Here is a 15417-nt window from a genome sequence, read left to right on the forward strand (position 1 = left end):
ACCATCGATCGACATTGCACCTTGTCGATCTACACTCACCAGTCATGGACGGGCAGCGGGTGAAATTCATCGACGAACTGACCAGCTTGCCCGACCGGCGTCAGCTCTCCACCATACTGGCTCGCGCGGCCGATGGGGGCGACGCCGAAATGATGGTCGGCCTCTGCCTGATCGATCTCGACGAGAACTTGAAAGTGATCAACGACACGCTGGGCCACTCGGCCGGCGACCGGGTGCTGATCGACGTTGCCCAGCGATTGCGGCAGGCCGCACTGAACGCGGGATTCGAGCTCTTCCGGGTCCGTGGCGACGAGTTCGCCGCGCTGCAGATTTCCGCGGGCAATGTCAGCATCAGCCTGGAAGCGCTGGCGATCGTCTTCGCCACCGCGATGGAGGCGCCGTTCGCGGTCGGCACCGGCACCCAGTCCATCGGGGTCTCGATCGGCGTCGCGGTAGCGGCAGCGACGACGGCGACCGCCGACGACCTGCTGGAGCTCGCCTACCTGGAACGACGCGAGCGGCCGGCGCCGCAACGGCGTAGGTCCGGCCGGGACTCCAATCTCGACGCGGGGCTCACCGCCGATCGACCGCAGCTACCCTCGTTGTACAGCCTCACCCAGCCCTGGCCCGACCGTGACGTGCTCGACCAGGTGCAACGTTGGGTGAGCCGGCATCTGGCGCAACCGCATCCGGACCTGGGCCGGGCCGGGCCGGTCTGCCCGTTCGTTCCGGCCGCGATCAGCAACAATCTGATCACTGCCGACTGGGTAGTCGGCGCAAGCCCGGATATCGACGGCGTCTGCGTCCGGCTACGAACGCTGATCGCGGTGTTCACGGCGACGCCACCGACCGAAGGCGCGGCCGCGCTGTTGAAGGCGCAGCTGATCCTGTTCCCGGATGTGCGCGACTATTCGATCATCGACGAGGTGCAACGGCGCCTCAAATCCGAGTTCGTCGAGGCCGGATTGATGATCGGACAGTTCTATCCCGGCTGCACGGAGCCAGGCTTGTGGAACCCCGATTTCCGACCGCTGGATGCGCCGATCGCGATGATTGCGATCCGGAACATGGTCGCCAACGACTTTCCGTTCCTGGCCGGGGACCCGGTATGGATCGAAAGCTATCTGCGCCAGTTCGCGCCGAAGGTGCCGGCTGCGGTCCGCGGCACCCTCGCCGACCGGTTGACCCAGCTCTGACCCAGCTCTGCTCCGGCGACGGGTGACGCTAGGATAAGTGGAAACGATTTTCGTTTGCACTTTGGAGGTCGACCTCGTGACCGGAGCTACCGCGCGTCCCGCCGTTACGCTCGTCGCCGCCACGCTCGTCGCGCTCACCCTCGGCGGTTGCGGATCCGGCGAACCCGAATCGGACCGGCTCGACGTGGTGACCACGACGGATGTGTGGGCCGGCGTCGCCGCAGCGGTCGGCGGTTCCGGGGTGCAGGTCCGGTCGATCATCAGCGACCCCACAGCGGACCCGCACTCGTTCGAGCCGACCCCGGCCGACGCGGCGACGGTGGCCGATGCCGCCCTGGTGGTTTACAACGGCGGTGACTACGACCCATTCGTGCCGACGATTCTGGCCGCCGAGAACGACCCTGCTCGGCAGGTGGTGAACGCGTTCGAGCTGCGGCACGATCGCGCCGACACCAACGAACACGTCTGGTACGACCCGGCGACGGTGGCCGCGGTAGCCGACGCGATCGCGACCGAGCTGGGCCGGCTCGACCCGAGCCGACGCGACTACTACGCCGACCGAGCGACCGACTTCGACCGGCAACTCGACACGGTCCGGGCGGTCACCGACCGGATCGCCCGGGAACATCCCGGCGCACCGGTAGCCCAGACCGAGCCGGTATCGCATTACCTCCTGGTGGCCGCGAAGGTCGACGACCGCACTCCGGCCGAGTTCGAGAACGCGATCGAGACCGAGACCGATCCGCCGCCGGCCGCACTCGCTGCCGTCCAGGACTTGTTGTCGCAGAAGCAAGTTCGCGCGCTGATCGACAACACGCAGACCACCGACAGTCGCACCCGAAGCCTGCGGGACACCGCGACCCGGGCCGGGGTGCGGGTGGTGGAGGTCAGTGAGACGCTGCCGGCCGGGACCGAGTTCATCGACTGGCAGGTCCGCACCGCACAAGCGCTCGCGGACGCGCTGCGATGACCCCCGAATCGACCAGCCCGGGACCGACAAACCCGGAACCTGCGGTCACCCTGTCCGGTGCGCAGCTGAGCCGCGGCGGCCGGACACTCTGGTCCGGCCTGGACCTGGCGGTCCGCCCCGGCGAGTTCGTCGCCGTGCTCGGCCCGAACGGCTCCGGCAAGACCTCACTGCTGAACGTCCTGCTCGGCCGCGTACCACTCGACGCCGGAAGCGCGACGATCACCGGCGCACCGGTTCGCGTGGGCAACCCACGCATCGGTTACATCCCCCAGCAACAGCCGGTCGATCCCGGGGTTCCCCTGCGCGGCGTCGACCTGGTCGGTCTCGGGGTCGACGGGCACCGCTGGGGCGTCGGCCTGCGGCACCGCTCGCGACGCGACGCACGGATCGCCGCGGCGATCGCCCAGGTCGGCGCGGAGCGGTTCGCCAGCACCCGGCTCGGCTCGCTGTCCGGCGGCGAACAGCAACGACTGCGGGTGGCCCAGGCACTGGCCGGTGACCCCGCCCTGCTGCTCTGCGACGAGCCGCTGCTGAGCCTGGATCTGGCCAACCAGCAGTTGGTCGCGAACCTGATCGAACGTCGGCGGCGCGAACACGACACCGCGGTGTTGTTCGTCACCCACGAGATCAACCCGATCCTGCCGCTGGTGGACCGGGTGTTGTACCTGGTGGACGGCCGGTTCCGGATCGGTCCGCCGGAGCAGGTGATGACCTCGACGGTGCTGTCCGAGCTCTACCACACCGACGTGGACGTGTTGCGGGTGCGGGGCCGGCTGATCGTGGTCGGCACCGGCGACGCCGTCGATGCGCTCGGTTCGGTGGGCGGCCATCATCCCGGCCCGGAGCAGCGATGAACGAGCGACTGTCCGGCGCACTGGGCAAGCTCTTCGACTTCGGCACCACCGCCCACCTGCTGTCCTACGGATTCGTCCAACAGGCGTTGCTCGCCGCCGCGATCCTGGGTGTCCTGGCCGGCGTGCTCGGCCCGCTGATCGTCAGCCGGCAGATGTCGTTCGCGGTGCACGGGACCAGCGAACTCGCCCTGACCGGGGCGTCGGCGGCACTACTTGCCGGGATCAGTGTCGGGCTGGGCGCGATCGTCGGTTCGGTCGTGGCGGCGGTGCTGTTCGGTCTGCTCGGCGGCCGCGCGCGGGAACGCGACTCGGTGATCGGCGTGCTGCTGTCCTTCGGTCTGGGCCTGTCGGTGCTGTTCATCTGGCTCTATCCGGGTCGAACCGGCACCAGCTTCGCGCTCTTGGTCGGGCAGATCGTCGGGGTCGGCAGCAGCGGGCTCGGCCTGCTCGCGGCCTGCTCGGTCACGGTGCTGGCGGTGCTCGCGGTGGTGTATCGGCCGTTGCTGTTCGCCAGTGCGGACCCGGAGGTGGCGGCGGCGCGTGGGGTCCCGGTCCGGGCATTGTCCATCGTGTTCGCCGTATTGGTCGGGATCGCCGCGGCGCTCGGCGTACAGATCGTCGGCGCGCTACTGGTCCTGGCCCTGTTGATCACCCCGGCCGCAGCCGCGGCTCAGGTCAGCGCCGACCCGGTCCGGGTGACCTTGCTGGCGGTGCTGTTCGCCGAGCTGGCTGCGGTCGGCGGAATCGTGGCATCGCTGGCGCCGGGTGTCCCCGTGTCGACCTTCGTGACCACGATCTCGTTCGTGATCTACCTGGCCTGCCGGGCGGTTGCCGCGCGACGACCGACCCGGTCGTGACCACCGGACCGACCCGAACCGGCTACGGTCCACGATGACGGAATTCGTCAGTGAGATCCTCGGCCGATACCAGTTCGGGAAGCCAGCGAAATGTCATCTGAAGTGCAGGTCGACGTCACCGACCGGGTCGCCCTGCTCACCCTGAACCGCCCGGCGCAACAGAACGCCATGACCCCGACGATGGCCGACGCGCTCGGCGGCGCCCTGCACCGGTGCGACCTGGAAGATGCTGTTCGGGCCGTGGTGATCACCGGCACGCCGCCCGCCTTCTGCGCCGGCACCAACCTGACCGGCCGTGGTCGCAAGCCCGACCCGAAGGCGGTGTCGATCACCGTCGAGCCGGCACCGTGGCGGGTACGCAAACCGGTGATCGCGGCGGTCAACGGCCACGCGGTCGGGTTCGGGCTGGCCTTGGCCCTGCAGTGCGACCTGCGCTACGTCGCCGACGACGCGATATACGGCCTGGTCCAAACCCGGCGCGGGGTGCTGGCCGACGGCTACGTGCACTGGACCTTGCCGCGGTTGATCGGGGTCGCGCGGGCCGCCGAGCTGATGCTCACCGGGCGATCGTTCGACGGCACCGAAGCCCAGGCGCTCGGCCTGGCCAACCTGAGCCTGTCCGCCGACGAAGTGTTGCCGACCGCGTTGGCCGTCGCCCGCGACATCGCGACCGGCACGGCACCGCTGGCCACCGCGCTGTCCAAGCGGCTGCTCTGGGCAGCGCTGGACATGAGCCCGGACGCAGTCGGTCGACTGGAGCAGGACCTGCGCCGACACCTGTCTCAGATGCCCGATGCCGGCGAAGGGGTCGCGGCGTACCTGGACCGCCGGATGCCCGACTGGCACGACAGCGTGACGACGAACTGGCCCGCCGGGCCGTGGGACGGACCGCAGCAAACCGGCTCGATCGGCTCCTGACCGCCCGGCTGTTCGTTCGGTGCTAGTGCAAGCTGTCGAGGATCAGCAGCAACCAGAGGAGAACTGCGCACACCATGAACACCGTGGTGATGATGCCGAGGACGTAGCCGATTCTGACTTGGGAGCTACCGCCGTACGCGCCACCGGAACGCTCGATCTCGTTGAGCGTCCGGCGCCCCAACACCCAAGCGATCGGACCGCACAACCCACAACACAGCAAACCGACGACGCCCAGCACCAGAACCGTCGTCGCGCGGGGATGTTCGACCGTTCCGGCGAGTGTCACATCCCGAATATACCGGCGGCCCGGTGCCCGCAGCAGCCACCGACCGCCCGGTCAGCGGGCGCGGCGACGCTGCCGGGCGATATCGGCCAGGACCACCCCGGCCGCGACCGAGGCATTCAGCGACTCCACCGGGCCGGCCATCGGAATGCCGAGCACGAGGTCGCACTGCTCCCGAACCAGCCGGGACAGGCCCTTGCCCTCGGAGCCCACCACCACCACCGTGGGCCCGGTGCCGTCGAAGTCGTCGAGCGCGGTGTCGCCGCCGGCGTCCAAACCGACCACCTGCGGTCCGGCCGCCGCCCAATCCCGCAGGGTACGGGTCAGGTTGGTCGCTCGCGCCACCGGTAGCCGAGCCGCCGCGCCGGCGCTGGTCCGCCACGCCACCGCCGTCACGCTCGCGCTGCGCCGCTGCGGGATCAGCACCCCGTGCCCGCCGAACGCCGCGGTCGAGCGCACCACGGCGCCGAGGTTGCGCGGGTCGGTGATGTTGTCCAGCGCGACCAGCAGCGCCGGCTCGCCGGCGCTACGCGCCCGGGCCAGCAGGTCGTCCGGGTAGGCGTACCGATACGGCGGCACCTGCAACGCGACGCCCTGATGCAGGCCGTTGGCGCTCAACCGATCCAGCTCGGCGCGCGGCACCTCCAGGATCGCCACGCCGGCGTTCGCCGCCAGCTGCACGCTCTCGGTGAGCCGCTCGTCGTTCGCCGTACCCACCGCTACGTACAGCGCAGTCGCCGGCACCCCGGCTCGCAGGCACTCCACGGTCGGGTTGCGGCCGAGCACCCACTCGGGACCGTCGTCGGGCCGACGCGACGGGGCCGGCTTGCTCGGCTTGCCGGCCTTGGCCGCAGCTCGCGCCCGCTTGGCCGCCGGATGGTTTACCCGTTGTTCGGCCGGCGGGGTGGCACCGCGGCCCTCCAGGGCCCGACGGCGTTGCCCGCCGGAGCCCACCACCTGCCCCTTCTTGCTGCCGGTCTTGCGGACCGCGCCGCGCCGATGCGAATTACCGGCCATCGAGTTCCCACCTCGGGCCGTCCGGCGTATCGGTGATCGAGATGCCCGCGGCGGCCAGCCGGTCGCGTACCTCGTCGGCGGCGGCCCAGTTCCGGTCCGCTCGGGCCTGGGCCCGACGCTCCAGTTCAGCGCGCACCACGACGTCCAAGGCCTCGAGCGCCGCCGACGACGTGTCCGCGGCGTCGTCCCATTGCGGATCCAACGGATCGACGCCGAGCACAGCCAGCATCGCGCGAACCTGGCCGGCCAGCGCGTCGGCGCTTTCCACCAGGCCGCTCTCCAACGATCTGTTTCCCTCGTGGACGACCCGGTGGATCTCCGCCAGCGCCCGCGGAACTGCCAGGTCGTCGTCCATCGCCTCGGCGAACGCGTCGGTCCACTTACCGATCGGGACGTCGCCGGCCCGATCCCGGGCCCGCCGGACGAAGGCCTCCAAACCCCGGTACGACGCGGCCGCGGCCTGCAACGACCCCGCTGAGTACTCCAACATCGAGCGATAGTGCGCACTGCCCAGGTAGAACCGCAGCTCGACCGGCCGGACCGACAGCAGCACGCTCGGCAGCATCGCCACGTTGCCCAGCGACTTGGACATCTTCTCGCCGGAGAGGGTCACCCAGCCGTTGTGCAGCCAATAGCGGGCGAAACCGTCGCCCGCTCCGCGCGCCTGCGCAAGCTCGTTCTCGTGGTGCGGGAACAACAGGTCCAGGCCGCCGCAATGGATGTCGAACTCGGCGCCGAGATAGGTCTCCGCCATCGCGGTGCATTCCACATGCCAACCCGGCCGACCTGGCCCCCAGGGTGTCGGCCACGACGGTTCACCCGGCTTCGCCGCCTTCCACAGGGTGAAGTCGCGCGGATCCCGCTTGCCGAGGCCGACGCTCTCACCCTGATGCACGTCGTCGAGTCGGTGCCCGGACAGCACGCCGTACTGCGGGTCGCTCGACACGTCGAAATAGACGTTGCCGTCCGCCGGGTAGGCATGCCCCCGCTCGATCAGCCGCTCGATCAGGCAGACCATCTGGGTGACATGTCCGGTCGCTCGCGGCTCGACCGACGGCGGGAGCACGCCGAGCAACCGGTAGGCGGAGTCGAAGGCCCGCTCGTGGGTCGCGGCCCACTCCCACCACGGCCGGCCGGCTTCGGCGGCCTTGTGCAGGATCTTGTCGTCGATGTCGGTGACGTTGCGCACAAAGGCCACGTCGTTGTCGTGCGCGGACAGCCAGCGGCGCAAAATGTCGAAAGCGATGCCGCTGCGCAGATGCCCGATGTGCGGACTGCCCTGTACGGTTGCGCCGCACAGGTAGATCGACGCGTGACCGGGCACCAACGGCGCGAATTCCCGGACGGTTCGCGTCCCGGTGTCGAATAGTCGCAGCGTCACGACGGGCGATCCTACCCCCCGACCGACCGGTCCGATCCAGCCTGATGCCGATCGGCCAGGAGCGCGGTGGCGACCGCCGCCACGCCCTCCCCGCGCCCGGTCAGTCCCAAACCGTCGGTGGTGGTCGCCGAGACCGATACCGGCGCATTCAGCACCCGACCGAGCTCGGCCTCGGCCTCGGCCCGACGCGGACCGATCCGCGGTCGGTTCCCGATCACCTGGACTGCGGCATTCCCGATCTCGAAACCGGCGGCATCGACCAGTCGCCGCACCTCGGCGAGCATCGTGACGCCGCTCGCGCCGGCCCACTCCGGGCGGTCGGTGCCGAACACCGCTCCGACGTCACCGAGTCCCGCCGCGGACAGCAGGGCGTCGCACAGCGCGTGCACCCCGACGTCCCCGTCGGAATGGCCGGCGCACCCGTCCGCCTCCGGGAACAACAACCCGACCAGCCAGCACGGCCGACCGGCCTCGATCGGATGGACGTCGGTGCCGATACCGACGCGATATCCACCGGTCATCCGGCTACCAGCGCCTGCGCCAGGCGAAGGTCCAGCGGCGTGGTGATTTTGAATGCCAACGGGTCGCCGTCGACGGTGTGGACCGGCACGCCGAGCCGCTCGACCAGACCGGCGTCGTCGGTCACGACGGCGTCGCCGACGTCCGCGGCGTAGGCCCGACGCAACAGCTCGGCACGGAATCCCTGCGGCGTCTGCACGGCACGCAACCGCGCTCGATCCGGCGTTCCGACGACCCGTCCGAGCGGATCGACCGCCTTCACCGTGTCGACGAGCGGGAGCACCGGCACCACCGCGTCGGACCCGTTCCGCAGCTCCGCGACGATCCGGGCGATCAAGGCGGGCGGGGTGAGTGCACGAGCGGCGTCGTGCACGAGAACGTATTCGGCGGATTCGACCGCACCCAGGGCCGCACGCACCGAGTCGATCCGCTCGGCACCGCCGGCCACAACTTCGACCGCGGCGGGAAGCCAGGCGGTCACCGCATCTCGTTCTGCGGCGGGAACAGCCACCACCACTTGATCGATCTCCCCCGATTCGATCAAACTGTCTACGGTCAGGCGCAACATCGGCCGTCCGCCCAACGGGACCAGCGCCTTCGGGCACTCGGCGCCCAACCGCACGCCACGCCCCCCAGCTGGAACGACGGCGACAACCATGTTGCCGCCGTCGTTACCGAACTCCACTCAGGACGCCGCTGCGAGAACCTCGTCCAAGATGGTCGAGGCCTTCACGTCGTCGGTGCCCTCGGCCAGCGCCAGCTCACCGACCAGGATCTGCCGAGCCTTCGCGAGCATCCGCTTCTCGCCGGCCGACAAGCCACGATCCTGCTCGCGCCGCCAGAGGTCACGCACGACCTCGGCGACCTTGTTCACATCACCGGAAGCGAGCTTCTCCAGGTTGGCCTTGTATCGGCGCGACCAGTTGGTCGGCTCTTCGGTGTGCGGCGCACGAAGAACCTGGAATACCCGATCCAGGCCTTCCTGTCCGACCACATCGCGAACTCCGACATACTCGGCATTCTCGGCAGGAACGCGAACAGTCAGGTCGCCCTGGGCGACCTTCAGAACCAGGTATTCTTTCTGTTCGCCTCGGATCGTTCGGGTTTCGATTGCCTCGATCAGCGCCGCTCCGTGATGGGGGTAGACGACGGTGTCGCCGACTTTGAAAATCATGTGTCCCGTGCCCCTTTCGATGGCCTGATCGTATCACGCGACCAGATAACGGTGGGATCAAGTGCGCAGGTCAGGGGCCCCAATTCGGATCACCGGAAAACTTGACAGAGGCATGGATTCGTGCTGTTCAGGGTTGCTCGAACACCCCGCGCAAAGGTGTGAATCGAACCTTTTCCGGGTAGCCCGGCACGGTTCGGTCGTACCGCGTGCGCGGAACTACTACTCTCCCTAGTGGACCGCAGCCGGATTCCCGGCGGGCGAACGACTCGATGGAGGAAACCGTGACTGCCGTGAGCGCGATCAATCGCCGTGCCGTCACCGCAGGGGCCGTTGCGGTCGGCGCGGCTCTCACCCTCACCGGCTGCGGCGCCGGCCAGGTGTCGCAGACCGCCGAACAGGCCGCAGCGGTGAACGGCGCCAGCGCGAACGTGGGGTCGGTGGCATTGCGCAACGTCCGGGTGCTGTTTCCGGACGCCGCCACCTACACCAACACCAAGGGCGGCAAGGCAGCGCTGGCCTTCGCCGCGGTCAACGACAGCGCCGAAGCGGCCGACAAGATCACCAAGATCTCCAGCGATGCCGGCACCGTGACCATCACCCCACAGAGTCGCGCCGTGATCCCGCCGCAGCGAGTTCTGGTCGCGGCCGGCCCGGAGGCGGCTACCGACGAGTCGGCGAAGCCGGCGGAGACGAGCGAGACGGCCGCGGCGGCAGACGAGACGACGGCGGCGGATTCGGCCACCGAGCCCATCCTGGTGGAGATCAGCGGACTGAAGAGCGATCTGCAGCCCGGCCTGGTGGTTCCGGTGACGTTCGAGTTCGAGCGGGCCGGCAGTGTCGACATGCAGGTACCGATCGACGCCGGGACCGAAATGGAACGGCACGATTCGGCAGCCTCGGGCGAGTCGGCCGAGGGCGGCGGCCACTAGCCGGCACTGCTCGGCCGCGCCGGACCGGTCGTGTCGGTGGCTCGGCCTAGGCTGCCCGCGTGGCAAAACCGAAGTCGGTCTACCAGTGTTCGGCCTGCGGGCACGAGGCGGCCAAGTGGCTCGGCCGGTGCCCGGACTGCGCTGCCTGGGGCTCGATCGCCGATGATCCGACGCCCCGTGCCGCCACCAGCGGTCTCGCGCTGCGGCTGACCAGCACTCCGGCAACGGCGATCACCCGGATCGACGCCCGGACGGCAGTCGCAAAATCCACCGGGTCGAGCGAACTGGACCGGGTACTCGGCGGCGGCATCGTGGCCGGCTCGGTGGTTCTTCTGGCCGGCGAGCCCGGCGTCGGCAAATCCACCCTGCTGCTCGACGTCGTGCACCGCTGGGCGCAACGCAGCGCGGACGATCGCGCGCTCTACGTCACGGGTGAGGAATCGGCCCAGCAGGTCCGGCTGCGGGCGGACCGGACCGGCGCGTTGCACGACCGGATCTATCTGGCAGCCGAGTCCGACCTGGCCGTGGTGCTGAGCCATGCCGAACAGGTCCGACCGTCGCTTCTGGTCGTCGACTCGGTACAGACGATCTACGCGACCGACGTCGACGGCGTGCGCGGCGGGGTCACCCAGGTCCGGGCGGTCACCGCCGCGCTGACCTCGTTCGCCAAAGCCACCGGGATCGCGGTGCTGGTCGTCGGACATGTGACGAAGGACGGCGCGGTCGCCGGGCCGCGGTCGTTGGAGCACCTGGTGGACGTGGTCCTGCACTTCGAGGGTGACCGACATTCGACCCTCCGGCTGGTCCGCGGAATCAAGAACCGCTTCGGCGCGGCCGACGAGGTGGGCTGTTTCGAGCTGCGCGATGACGGGATCGTCGGCGTGTCGGATCCCTCCGGGCTGTTCCTGCACCACCACACCGCGCCGGTGGCCGGCACTGCGATCACCGTGGTGATGGACGGCAAGCGCCCATTGCTCGGCGAACTGCAGGCGCTGGTGGTGCCGACCCAGGCGCCGATGCCCCGCCGGTCGGTCAGCGGCCTGGACGCCAGCCGGGTCGCGATGGTGGTTGCGGTGCTGGACAGCCGATGCAAGATCACACTCGGTCAACGCGAGGTGTACGCGGCTACGGTCGGCGGCATGCGGGTCACCGAACCGGCCGCCGATCTCGCCCTCGCGGTCGCGATCGCCACCGCGGCACAGAACACCGAAATTCGCCCGACGGTCGCCTTGGGCGAAGTAGGTCTGGCCGGCGAAGTGCGGCGGGTGACCGGTCTGGGTCGCCGGCTGAGCGAGGCACAGCGACTCGGTTTCGAGCACGCGTTGGTCCCGCCGAATCCCGGACCGGTACCCGCCGGGATACGTGTGACCGAGATTTCGACCGTCGCCGACGCGATAGCTGTCGTGCAGCGCCGCTGAGTAGGCTGACCACCCGAGGGATGCGGGGGAACGGAGTTCACGCGATGCAAGATCCGATGCCGGCGACCGTGCGGTCGGCGGTCGCTCGGCTGGCCCCGGGCACCGAACTGCGCGAAGGGCTGGAGCGAATCCTCCGCGGCCGGACCGGTGGTTTGATCGTGCTCGGGCACGATGAGCAGGTCGAACGACTCTGCGACGGCGGCTTCGAGCTCGATGTCGAGTTTGCGCCGACCCGGCTGCGTGAGCTGTCCAAGATGGATGGCGCCGTCGTGCTCTCGACCGACGGGAAGCGGATCGTCCGGGCCAACGTCCAGCTGGTCCCGGACCCATCCATCCCGACGGTGGAATCGGGCACACGGCACCGGGCAGCGGAACGGACCGCGATCGAAACCGGGTATCCGGTTGTCTCGGTCAGTCAGTCGATGAGCATCGTCAGCGTCTACGTGGGCGGCCAGCGGCACGTACTGGCCGGCTCGCCGACCATTCTTTCCCGGGCCAACCAGGCGGTGGCCACCCTGGAGCGATACAAGGCGCGGCTGGATGCGGTCACCCGGCAGCTGTCGATCGTCGAGATCGAGGACAGTGTGACCCTGCGCGACGCCGCCACCGTGGTGCAGCGACTCGAAATGGTCCGCCGGATCTCTACCGAGATCGACGAGGACGTGCTCGAACTCGGCACCGACGGCCGCCAACTGGCGTTGCAGCTGGAGGAACTGGTCGGCGACAACGAGCATGCGCGCAAGCTGATCGTCCGGGATTACCTCGCAGCCCCCGCCGCGCCGACCACGATTGCCGTGAACTCAGCACTGCTGGCACTCGAGGATGCCTCCGACGTCGATCTGCTGGATCTGACCACCATCGCCGCCATCCTCGGCTATCCGGCCACCATCGAGGGCCTGGAGCTGTCGATGACCCCGCGCGGTTACCGGGTGCTGACCCGGGTTCCGCAGCTACAGTTCAGCCGGATTCACGACCTGGTAACCGCTTTCGGCACACTCCAGGGCTTGCTCGCGGCGACCGCAGCCGACCTGGAGCGCGTGCCCGGGATCGGCACCACCTGGGCCCGTCCGATCCGCGAGGCATTGTCGCGGCTTGCCGAAGCAAGCATCTCCGGGCCGTTCGACTGACCGGCCCGGAGATGCTCATGTTCGGAGATCAGGCGATGTTGAACGGTTCCGGTGTGCTGCGCAGCGCACCGAGCTGAGCGACCACGGTGTAGGCGCCGGCGGAGACCGGTGTGCGCTCACCCTCGCAGTTCGGCTTCGATGTCGCGGCCGACCAGGTGACCGTGAACGCTGCCTGCTGGCCGGGGCCGAGCGTGCGAATGTCCGACGTCGTCGAGGGGAAGCAGTCCGAGTTCGACCACAACCGCTGCTGCCCGTCCAAGCTGTAGACCAGCACTTGCAGCAGGCCCGCACCGAGGTCGCGAGAGCAGGACGTGGTCGAGATGTTCGTGATCACGACCCCGAACACCGGCTCGTCACCGGACTGGAAGGTCGGCTGCTCGATGGTGGCCTTGACCGCGAGCGAGGTGTCCGGACACTGTGTCCCGGTCGACGCGGAAGCCTGATTCAGCGGGAAGCTCCCGTTGTGGCCACCACCGGCGGACGAGCCGCCGCCGGACGACGAGCCCCCGGTGCCGCCCCCGGTGACGGTGCCGGTGCCGCCACCGGACGAAGAACCGCCACCGGATGATCCGCCGCTCGACGAACCACCGCCGGTACCGCCACCGGTGACCGGGCCACCGGTTCCACCACCGGACACTCCGGAGCCGCCGGCACCCGAGCCGCCGTCACCACCGGAGTTACCTCCGGTCTGAACACCGCCTCCGGTACCCGCAGCGCCGGGCGGCGCCGACGGGAAAGTGCTGCTGGAGTTCGATCCAGCAGCAGCCGCGTCGCCCGACGAGTCGTTGTCCCGACTTACGCTCGAGTACGCCCAAAACGAAAGCAACAAAACCGCGACCGCCGCAGCGACTGCCGCTACGCGCCGCCGCCAGTAGATCTCCCGCGGCAACGGTCCGCTTGGTTCCAACACGCTTTCACGTTAGGCCCAGAGCTGGTGACTGCGGCTGACCTCGGACCGGCGTGTCGGTTTTAAGTGTCAGACTCAGACCGCTTCACCGAGGTTTCCGATGATCTCTTGGACACGGATCCGACCGTCGGACAGGGTGTAGGTGACACAGGCGATCGCGCACCGGCCGGCGGCAACCCGCTCATTGATCACCTGCGAGCGCTGCACCAACAGCCGCGCCGTCTCGATCACGTGCCGGGCTTCCAGTTCGTCGACGGTCTGCAGGCCCTCACTGCGTCCCATCAGCACCGACGGCATCACTCGCTCCACGATGCTCCGAACGAAGCCACCCGGGACATCGCCGTCGTCCAGCGCGTCCAGGGTCGCACGCACCGCACCGCATCCATCGTGTCCCAACACCACGATCAACGGCGTGTCGAGGATGCCGACGGCGTACTCGATCGAGCCCAGCACCGACGAATCCACGACGTGACCGGCCGTTCGGACCACGAACATGTCGCCCAAACCCTGATCGAAGATCAGTTCGGCCGCCACGCGGGAATCACCGCAACCGAACAGCACAGCGGTCGGATGCTGCCCACCGACCAGCATGGCGCGGTCGGCGACGCCCTGGCTGGGATGGACCTGCTCGCCGCTCACGAAACGCGCGTTCCCCTCGCGCAGCGACTTCCAAGCACTGATCGGGTTCGAGTTCGGCATGGGTTCATTGTCCATCGCGGCGGCTGGCTACCGTGCGGATGTGGACGCCGATGTGGATATCGTCACGCTGACGGACTGGTACCGCCGCAACGCCCGGGACCTGCCGTGGCGCGCGCCGGGCACCGCCGGCTGGCCGATCCTGCTCAGCGAGGTGATGCTGCAGCAGACCCCGGTCGCCCGAGTGGCCCCGATCTGGGCCGAGTGGGTAACGCAGTGGCCGCGGCCGTCGGCGATGGCCGCGAGTACGCCGGCCGAAGTATTACGGGCGTGGGGCCGGCTGGGCTACCCGCGACGAGCGCTGCGGCTGCACGAGTGCGCCGAGATCCTGGCGACCGAGCACGCCGACCGGGTACCGGCCGAGGTGGACGTGCTGCTCACCCTGCCCGGGATCGGCGACTACACCGCCCGGGCGGTCGCCTGCTTCGCCTACGGGCGGCGGGTACCGGTGGTCGACACCAACGTCCGCCGGGTGATCGCCCGTGCCGTGCACGGCCGGGCCGACGCGGCGCCGGCGGCGCGACGTGACCTGGCGGACGTCGAGGTGCTGTTACCGGCCGACCCACCCACAGCCGCGGTCTTTTCCGCCGCGCTGATGGAGTTGGGCGCCACCGTCTGCACCGCCCGCAATCCCGCGTGCGCGCGGTGCCCGCTGACCCGGTGCGCATGGCGGTCCGCTGGCAAACCGACAGCGTCCGGCCCGAAGCGGCGCGCCCAGCGCTACGCCGGCACCGACCGTCAGGTACGTGGACTGCTGCTGGCGGTATTGCGGGACGACCCGGATCCGGTCGAGCGGAACCGACTGGACCTGGTCTGGCCGAACGATCCCGGGCAGCGGAATCGGGCACTCGATTCGCTGCTGCAGGACGGGTTGATCGAACCGGCCGGGAACGGTCGATTCCGGTTGCCGACCACCTCTCGGACGAACGAACAGATATCCCGGATCCTCGACGATGGTTCGTCCGGTCGGGACGCGGTCGAATAGATCGCATGAACGACCACCCGACGACGCTCGTCACCGCAACGGTCATCTGCGGCGCCGCCGTCGGGGGCCTGTTCTACGCCTTCTCCTCGTTCGTGCTGCGTGGCCTGGACCGAACCGGACCGGCCGCGGCAATCACGGCGATGCGCGGAATCAACGCCGAAGCCGAACGGAATGCGGCACTGCTGA

At 69.2% G+C, this 15417-nt stretch carries 17 protein-coding genes; 9 read left to right on the forward strand and 8 right to left on the reverse strand.

What is annotated here, in order from left to right; all coding sequences use genetic code 11:
- Nucleotides 1–44 precede the first annotated feature (44 nt).
- The 5 genes from KV203_RS17685 (at nucleotide 45) to KV203_RS17705 (ending at nucleotide 4795) form a co-directional block, all read left to right on the forward strand.
- On the forward strand, nucleotides 45–1196 hold the full coding sequence (locus KV203_RS17685) for a GGDEF domain-containing protein (protein ID WP_083529987.1): 1152 nt from the start codon (nucleotides 45–47) through the stop codon (nucleotides 1194–1196).
- 76 nt (nucleotides 1197–1272) lie between these two features.
- Nucleotides 1273–2166 (forward strand): metal ABC transporter solute-binding protein, Zn/Mn family, encoded by an 894-nt coding sequence (locus tag KV203_RS17690; RefSeq protein WP_066469652.1) that lies wholly within the window; start codon nucleotides 1273–1275, stop codon nucleotides 2164–2166.
- On the forward strand, nucleotides 2163–3020 hold the full coding sequence (locus KV203_RS17695) for a metal ABC transporter ATP-binding protein (RefSeq protein WP_066469553.1): 858 nt from the start codon (nucleotides 2163–2165) through the stop codon (nucleotides 3018–3020). The genes KV203_RS17690 and KV203_RS17695 overlap by 4 nt, the downstream gene beginning before the upstream one ends.
- A complete protein-coding gene (locus tag KV203_RS17700; protein ID WP_066469551.1) occupies nucleotides 3017–3877 on the forward strand; it encodes a metal ABC transporter permease in 861 nt (286 codons plus the stop codon). The genes KV203_RS17695 and KV203_RS17700 overlap by 4 nt, the downstream gene beginning before the upstream one ends.
- A gap of 90 nt (nucleotides 3878–3967) precedes the next feature.
- Nucleotides 3968–4795 carry an enoyl-CoA hydratase/isomerase family protein gene (locus tag KV203_RS17705; protein WP_066469548.1) on the forward strand — a complete coding sequence of 276 codons (828 nt, stop codon included), beginning with the start codon at nucleotides 3968–3970 and terminating at the stop codon, nucleotides 4793–4795.
- A gap of 22 nt (nucleotides 4796–4817) precedes the next feature.
- Here KV203_RS17705 and KV203_RS17710 read toward each other — a convergent pair whose 3' ends face one another.
- From KV203_RS17710 to carD, 6 genes are read right to left on the reverse strand one after another with little or no spacing between them, the layout of a single operon-like run.
- Nucleotides 4818–5081 carry a DUF4190 domain-containing protein gene (locus tag KV203_RS17710; protein WP_246600209.1) on the reverse strand — a complete coding sequence of 88 codons (264 nt, stop codon included), beginning with the start codon at nucleotides 5079–5081 and terminating at the stop codon, nucleotides 4818–4820.
- A 51-nt stretch (nucleotides 5082–5132) separates the two neighbouring features.
- Complete coding sequence (gene rlmB, locus KV203_RS17715) at nucleotides 5133–6095, reverse strand: 23S rRNA (guanosine(2251)-2'-O)-methyltransferase RlmB (protein WP_066469544.1); 963 nt, start codon at nucleotides 6093–6095, stop codon at nucleotides 5133–5135.
- Nucleotides 6085–7476, reverse strand: coding sequence for a cysteine--tRNA ligase (cysS, locus tag KV203_RS17720; protein WP_066469542.1), 1392 nt, complete (start codon nucleotides 7474–7476; stop codon nucleotides 6085–6087). The genes rlmB and cysS overlap by 11 nt, the downstream gene beginning before the upstream one ends.
- Before the next feature lie 11 nt (nucleotides 7477–7487).
- Nucleotides 7488–7997, reverse strand: coding sequence for a 2-C-methyl-D-erythritol 2,4-cyclodiphosphate synthase (ispF, locus tag KV203_RS17725; protein WP_066469540.1), 510 nt, complete (start codon nucleotides 7995–7997; stop codon nucleotides 7488–7490).
- Nucleotides 7994–8653 carry a 2-C-methyl-D-erythritol 4-phosphate cytidylyltransferase gene (gene ispD / locus KV203_RS17730; RefSeq protein WP_066469651.1) on the reverse strand — a complete coding sequence of 220 codons (660 nt, stop codon included), beginning with the start codon at nucleotides 8651–8653 and terminating at the stop codon, nucleotides 7994–7996. The genes ispF and ispD overlap by 4 nt, the downstream gene beginning before the upstream one ends.
- A 27-nt stretch (nucleotides 8654–8680) precedes the next feature.
- Nucleotides 8681–9169, reverse strand: coding sequence for an RNA polymerase-binding transcription factor CarD (gene carD, locus KV203_RS17735; protein ID WP_066469535.1), 489 nt, complete (start codon nucleotides 9167–9169; stop codon nucleotides 8681–8683).
- 281 nt (nucleotides 9170–9450) lie between these two features.
- On the opposite strand from carD, the gene KV203_RS17740 reads away from it, so the two are divergent.
- The 3 genes from KV203_RS17740 to disA are packed head-to-tail and all read left to right on the forward strand — an operon-like array spanning nucleotide 9451 to nucleotide 12643.
- Nucleotides 9451–10098 carry a copper chaperone PCu(A)C domain-containing protein gene (locus tag KV203_RS17740; RefSeq protein ID WP_083529999.1) on the forward strand — a complete coding sequence of 216 codons (648 nt, stop codon included), beginning with the start codon at nucleotides 9451–9453 and terminating at the stop codon, nucleotides 10096–10098.
- A gap of 59 nt (nucleotides 10099–10157) precedes the next feature.
- Nucleotides 10158–11516: a DNA repair protein RadA gene (radA, locus tag KV203_RS17745; protein WP_066469528.1), complete on the forward strand. Its 1359-nt coding sequence runs from the start codon at nucleotides 10158–10160 to the stop codon at nucleotides 11514–11516.
- Nucleotides 11517–11560: 44 nt separating this feature from the next.
- The gene (disA, locus tag KV203_RS17750) at nucleotides 11561–12643 is read left to right on the forward strand and encodes a DNA integrity scanning diadenylate cyclase DisA (RefSeq protein WP_066469521.1); all 1083 of its coding nucleotides are present in this window, start codon (nucleotides 11561–11563) and stop codon (nucleotides 12641–12643) included.
- Between the two features lie 28 nt (nucleotides 12644–12671).
- Here the strand turns inward: disA and KV203_RS17755 are convergent, their stop codons facing one another.
- Entirely contained in the window at nucleotides 12672–13553 is an 882-nt protein-coding gene (locus KV203_RS17755) for a hypothetical protein (RefSeq protein WP_083529986.1), read from the reverse strand.
- Nucleotides 13554–13625: 72 nt separating this feature from the next.
- A complete protein-coding gene (locus tag KV203_RS17760; RefSeq protein WP_066469649.1) occupies nucleotides 13626–14249 on the reverse strand; it encodes a carbonic anhydrase in 624 nt (207 codons plus the stop codon).
- A gap of 40 nt (nucleotides 14250–14289) precedes the next feature.
- Here KV203_RS17760 and KV203_RS17765 point away from each other — a divergent pair, with 40 nt between their 5' ends.
- The gene (locus KV203_RS17765; protein WP_246600210.1) at nucleotides 14290–15231 is read left to right on the forward strand and encodes an HhH-GPD family protein; all 942 of its coding nucleotides are present in this window, start codon (nucleotides 14290–14292) and stop codon (nucleotides 15229–15231) included.
- Nucleotides 15232–15417: the final 186 nt, after the last annotated feature.

It is taken from the genome of Skermania piniformis (assembly GCF_019285775.1).
GTDB lineage: Bacteria > Actinomycetota > Actinomycetes > Mycobacteriales > Mycobacteriaceae > Skermania > Skermania pinensis.

Excerpts from the sequence above, each read along its gene's own strand:
- ispF (WP_066469540.1), bottom strand. The coding sequence starts at position 7,997 with ATGACCGGTGGATATCGCGTCGGTATCGGCACCGACGTCCATCCGATC.
- KV203_RS17705 (WP_066469548.1), top strand. The coding sequence starts at position 3,968 with ATGTCATCTGAAGTGCAGGTCGACGTCACCGACCGGGTCGCCCTGCTC.
- KV203_RS17700 (WP_066469551.1), top strand. The coding sequence starts at position 3,017 with ATGAACGAGCGACTGTCCGGCGCACTGGGCAAGCTCTTCGACTTCGGC.
- ispD (WP_066469651.1), bottom strand. The coding sequence starts at position 8,653 with ATGGTTGTCGCCGTCGTTCCAGCTGGGGGGCGTGGCGTGCGGTTGGGC.
- KV203_RS17695 (WP_066469553.1), top strand. The coding sequence starts at position 2,163 with ATGACCCCCGAATCGACCAGCCCGGGACCGACAAACCCGGAACCTGCG.
- KV203_RS17760 (WP_066469649.1), bottom strand. The coding sequence starts at position 14,249 with ATGCCGAACTCGAACCCGATCAGTGCTTGGAAGTCGCTGCGCGAGGGG.
- rlmB (WP_066469544.1), bottom strand. The coding sequence starts at position 6,095 with ATGGCCGGTAATTCGCATCGGCGCGGCGCGGTCCGCAAGACCGGCAGC.
- KV203_RS17685 (WP_083529987.1), top strand. The coding sequence starts at position 45 with ATGGACGGGCAGCGGGTGAAATTCATCGACGAACTGACCAGCTTGCCC.
- carD (WP_066469535.1), bottom strand. The coding sequence starts at position 9,169 with ATGATTTTCAAAGTCGGCGACACCGTCGTCTACCCCCATCACGGAGCG.
- disA (WP_066469521.1), top strand. The coding sequence starts at position 11,561 with ATGCAAGATCCGATGCCGGCGACCGTGCGGTCGGCGGTCGCTCGGCTG.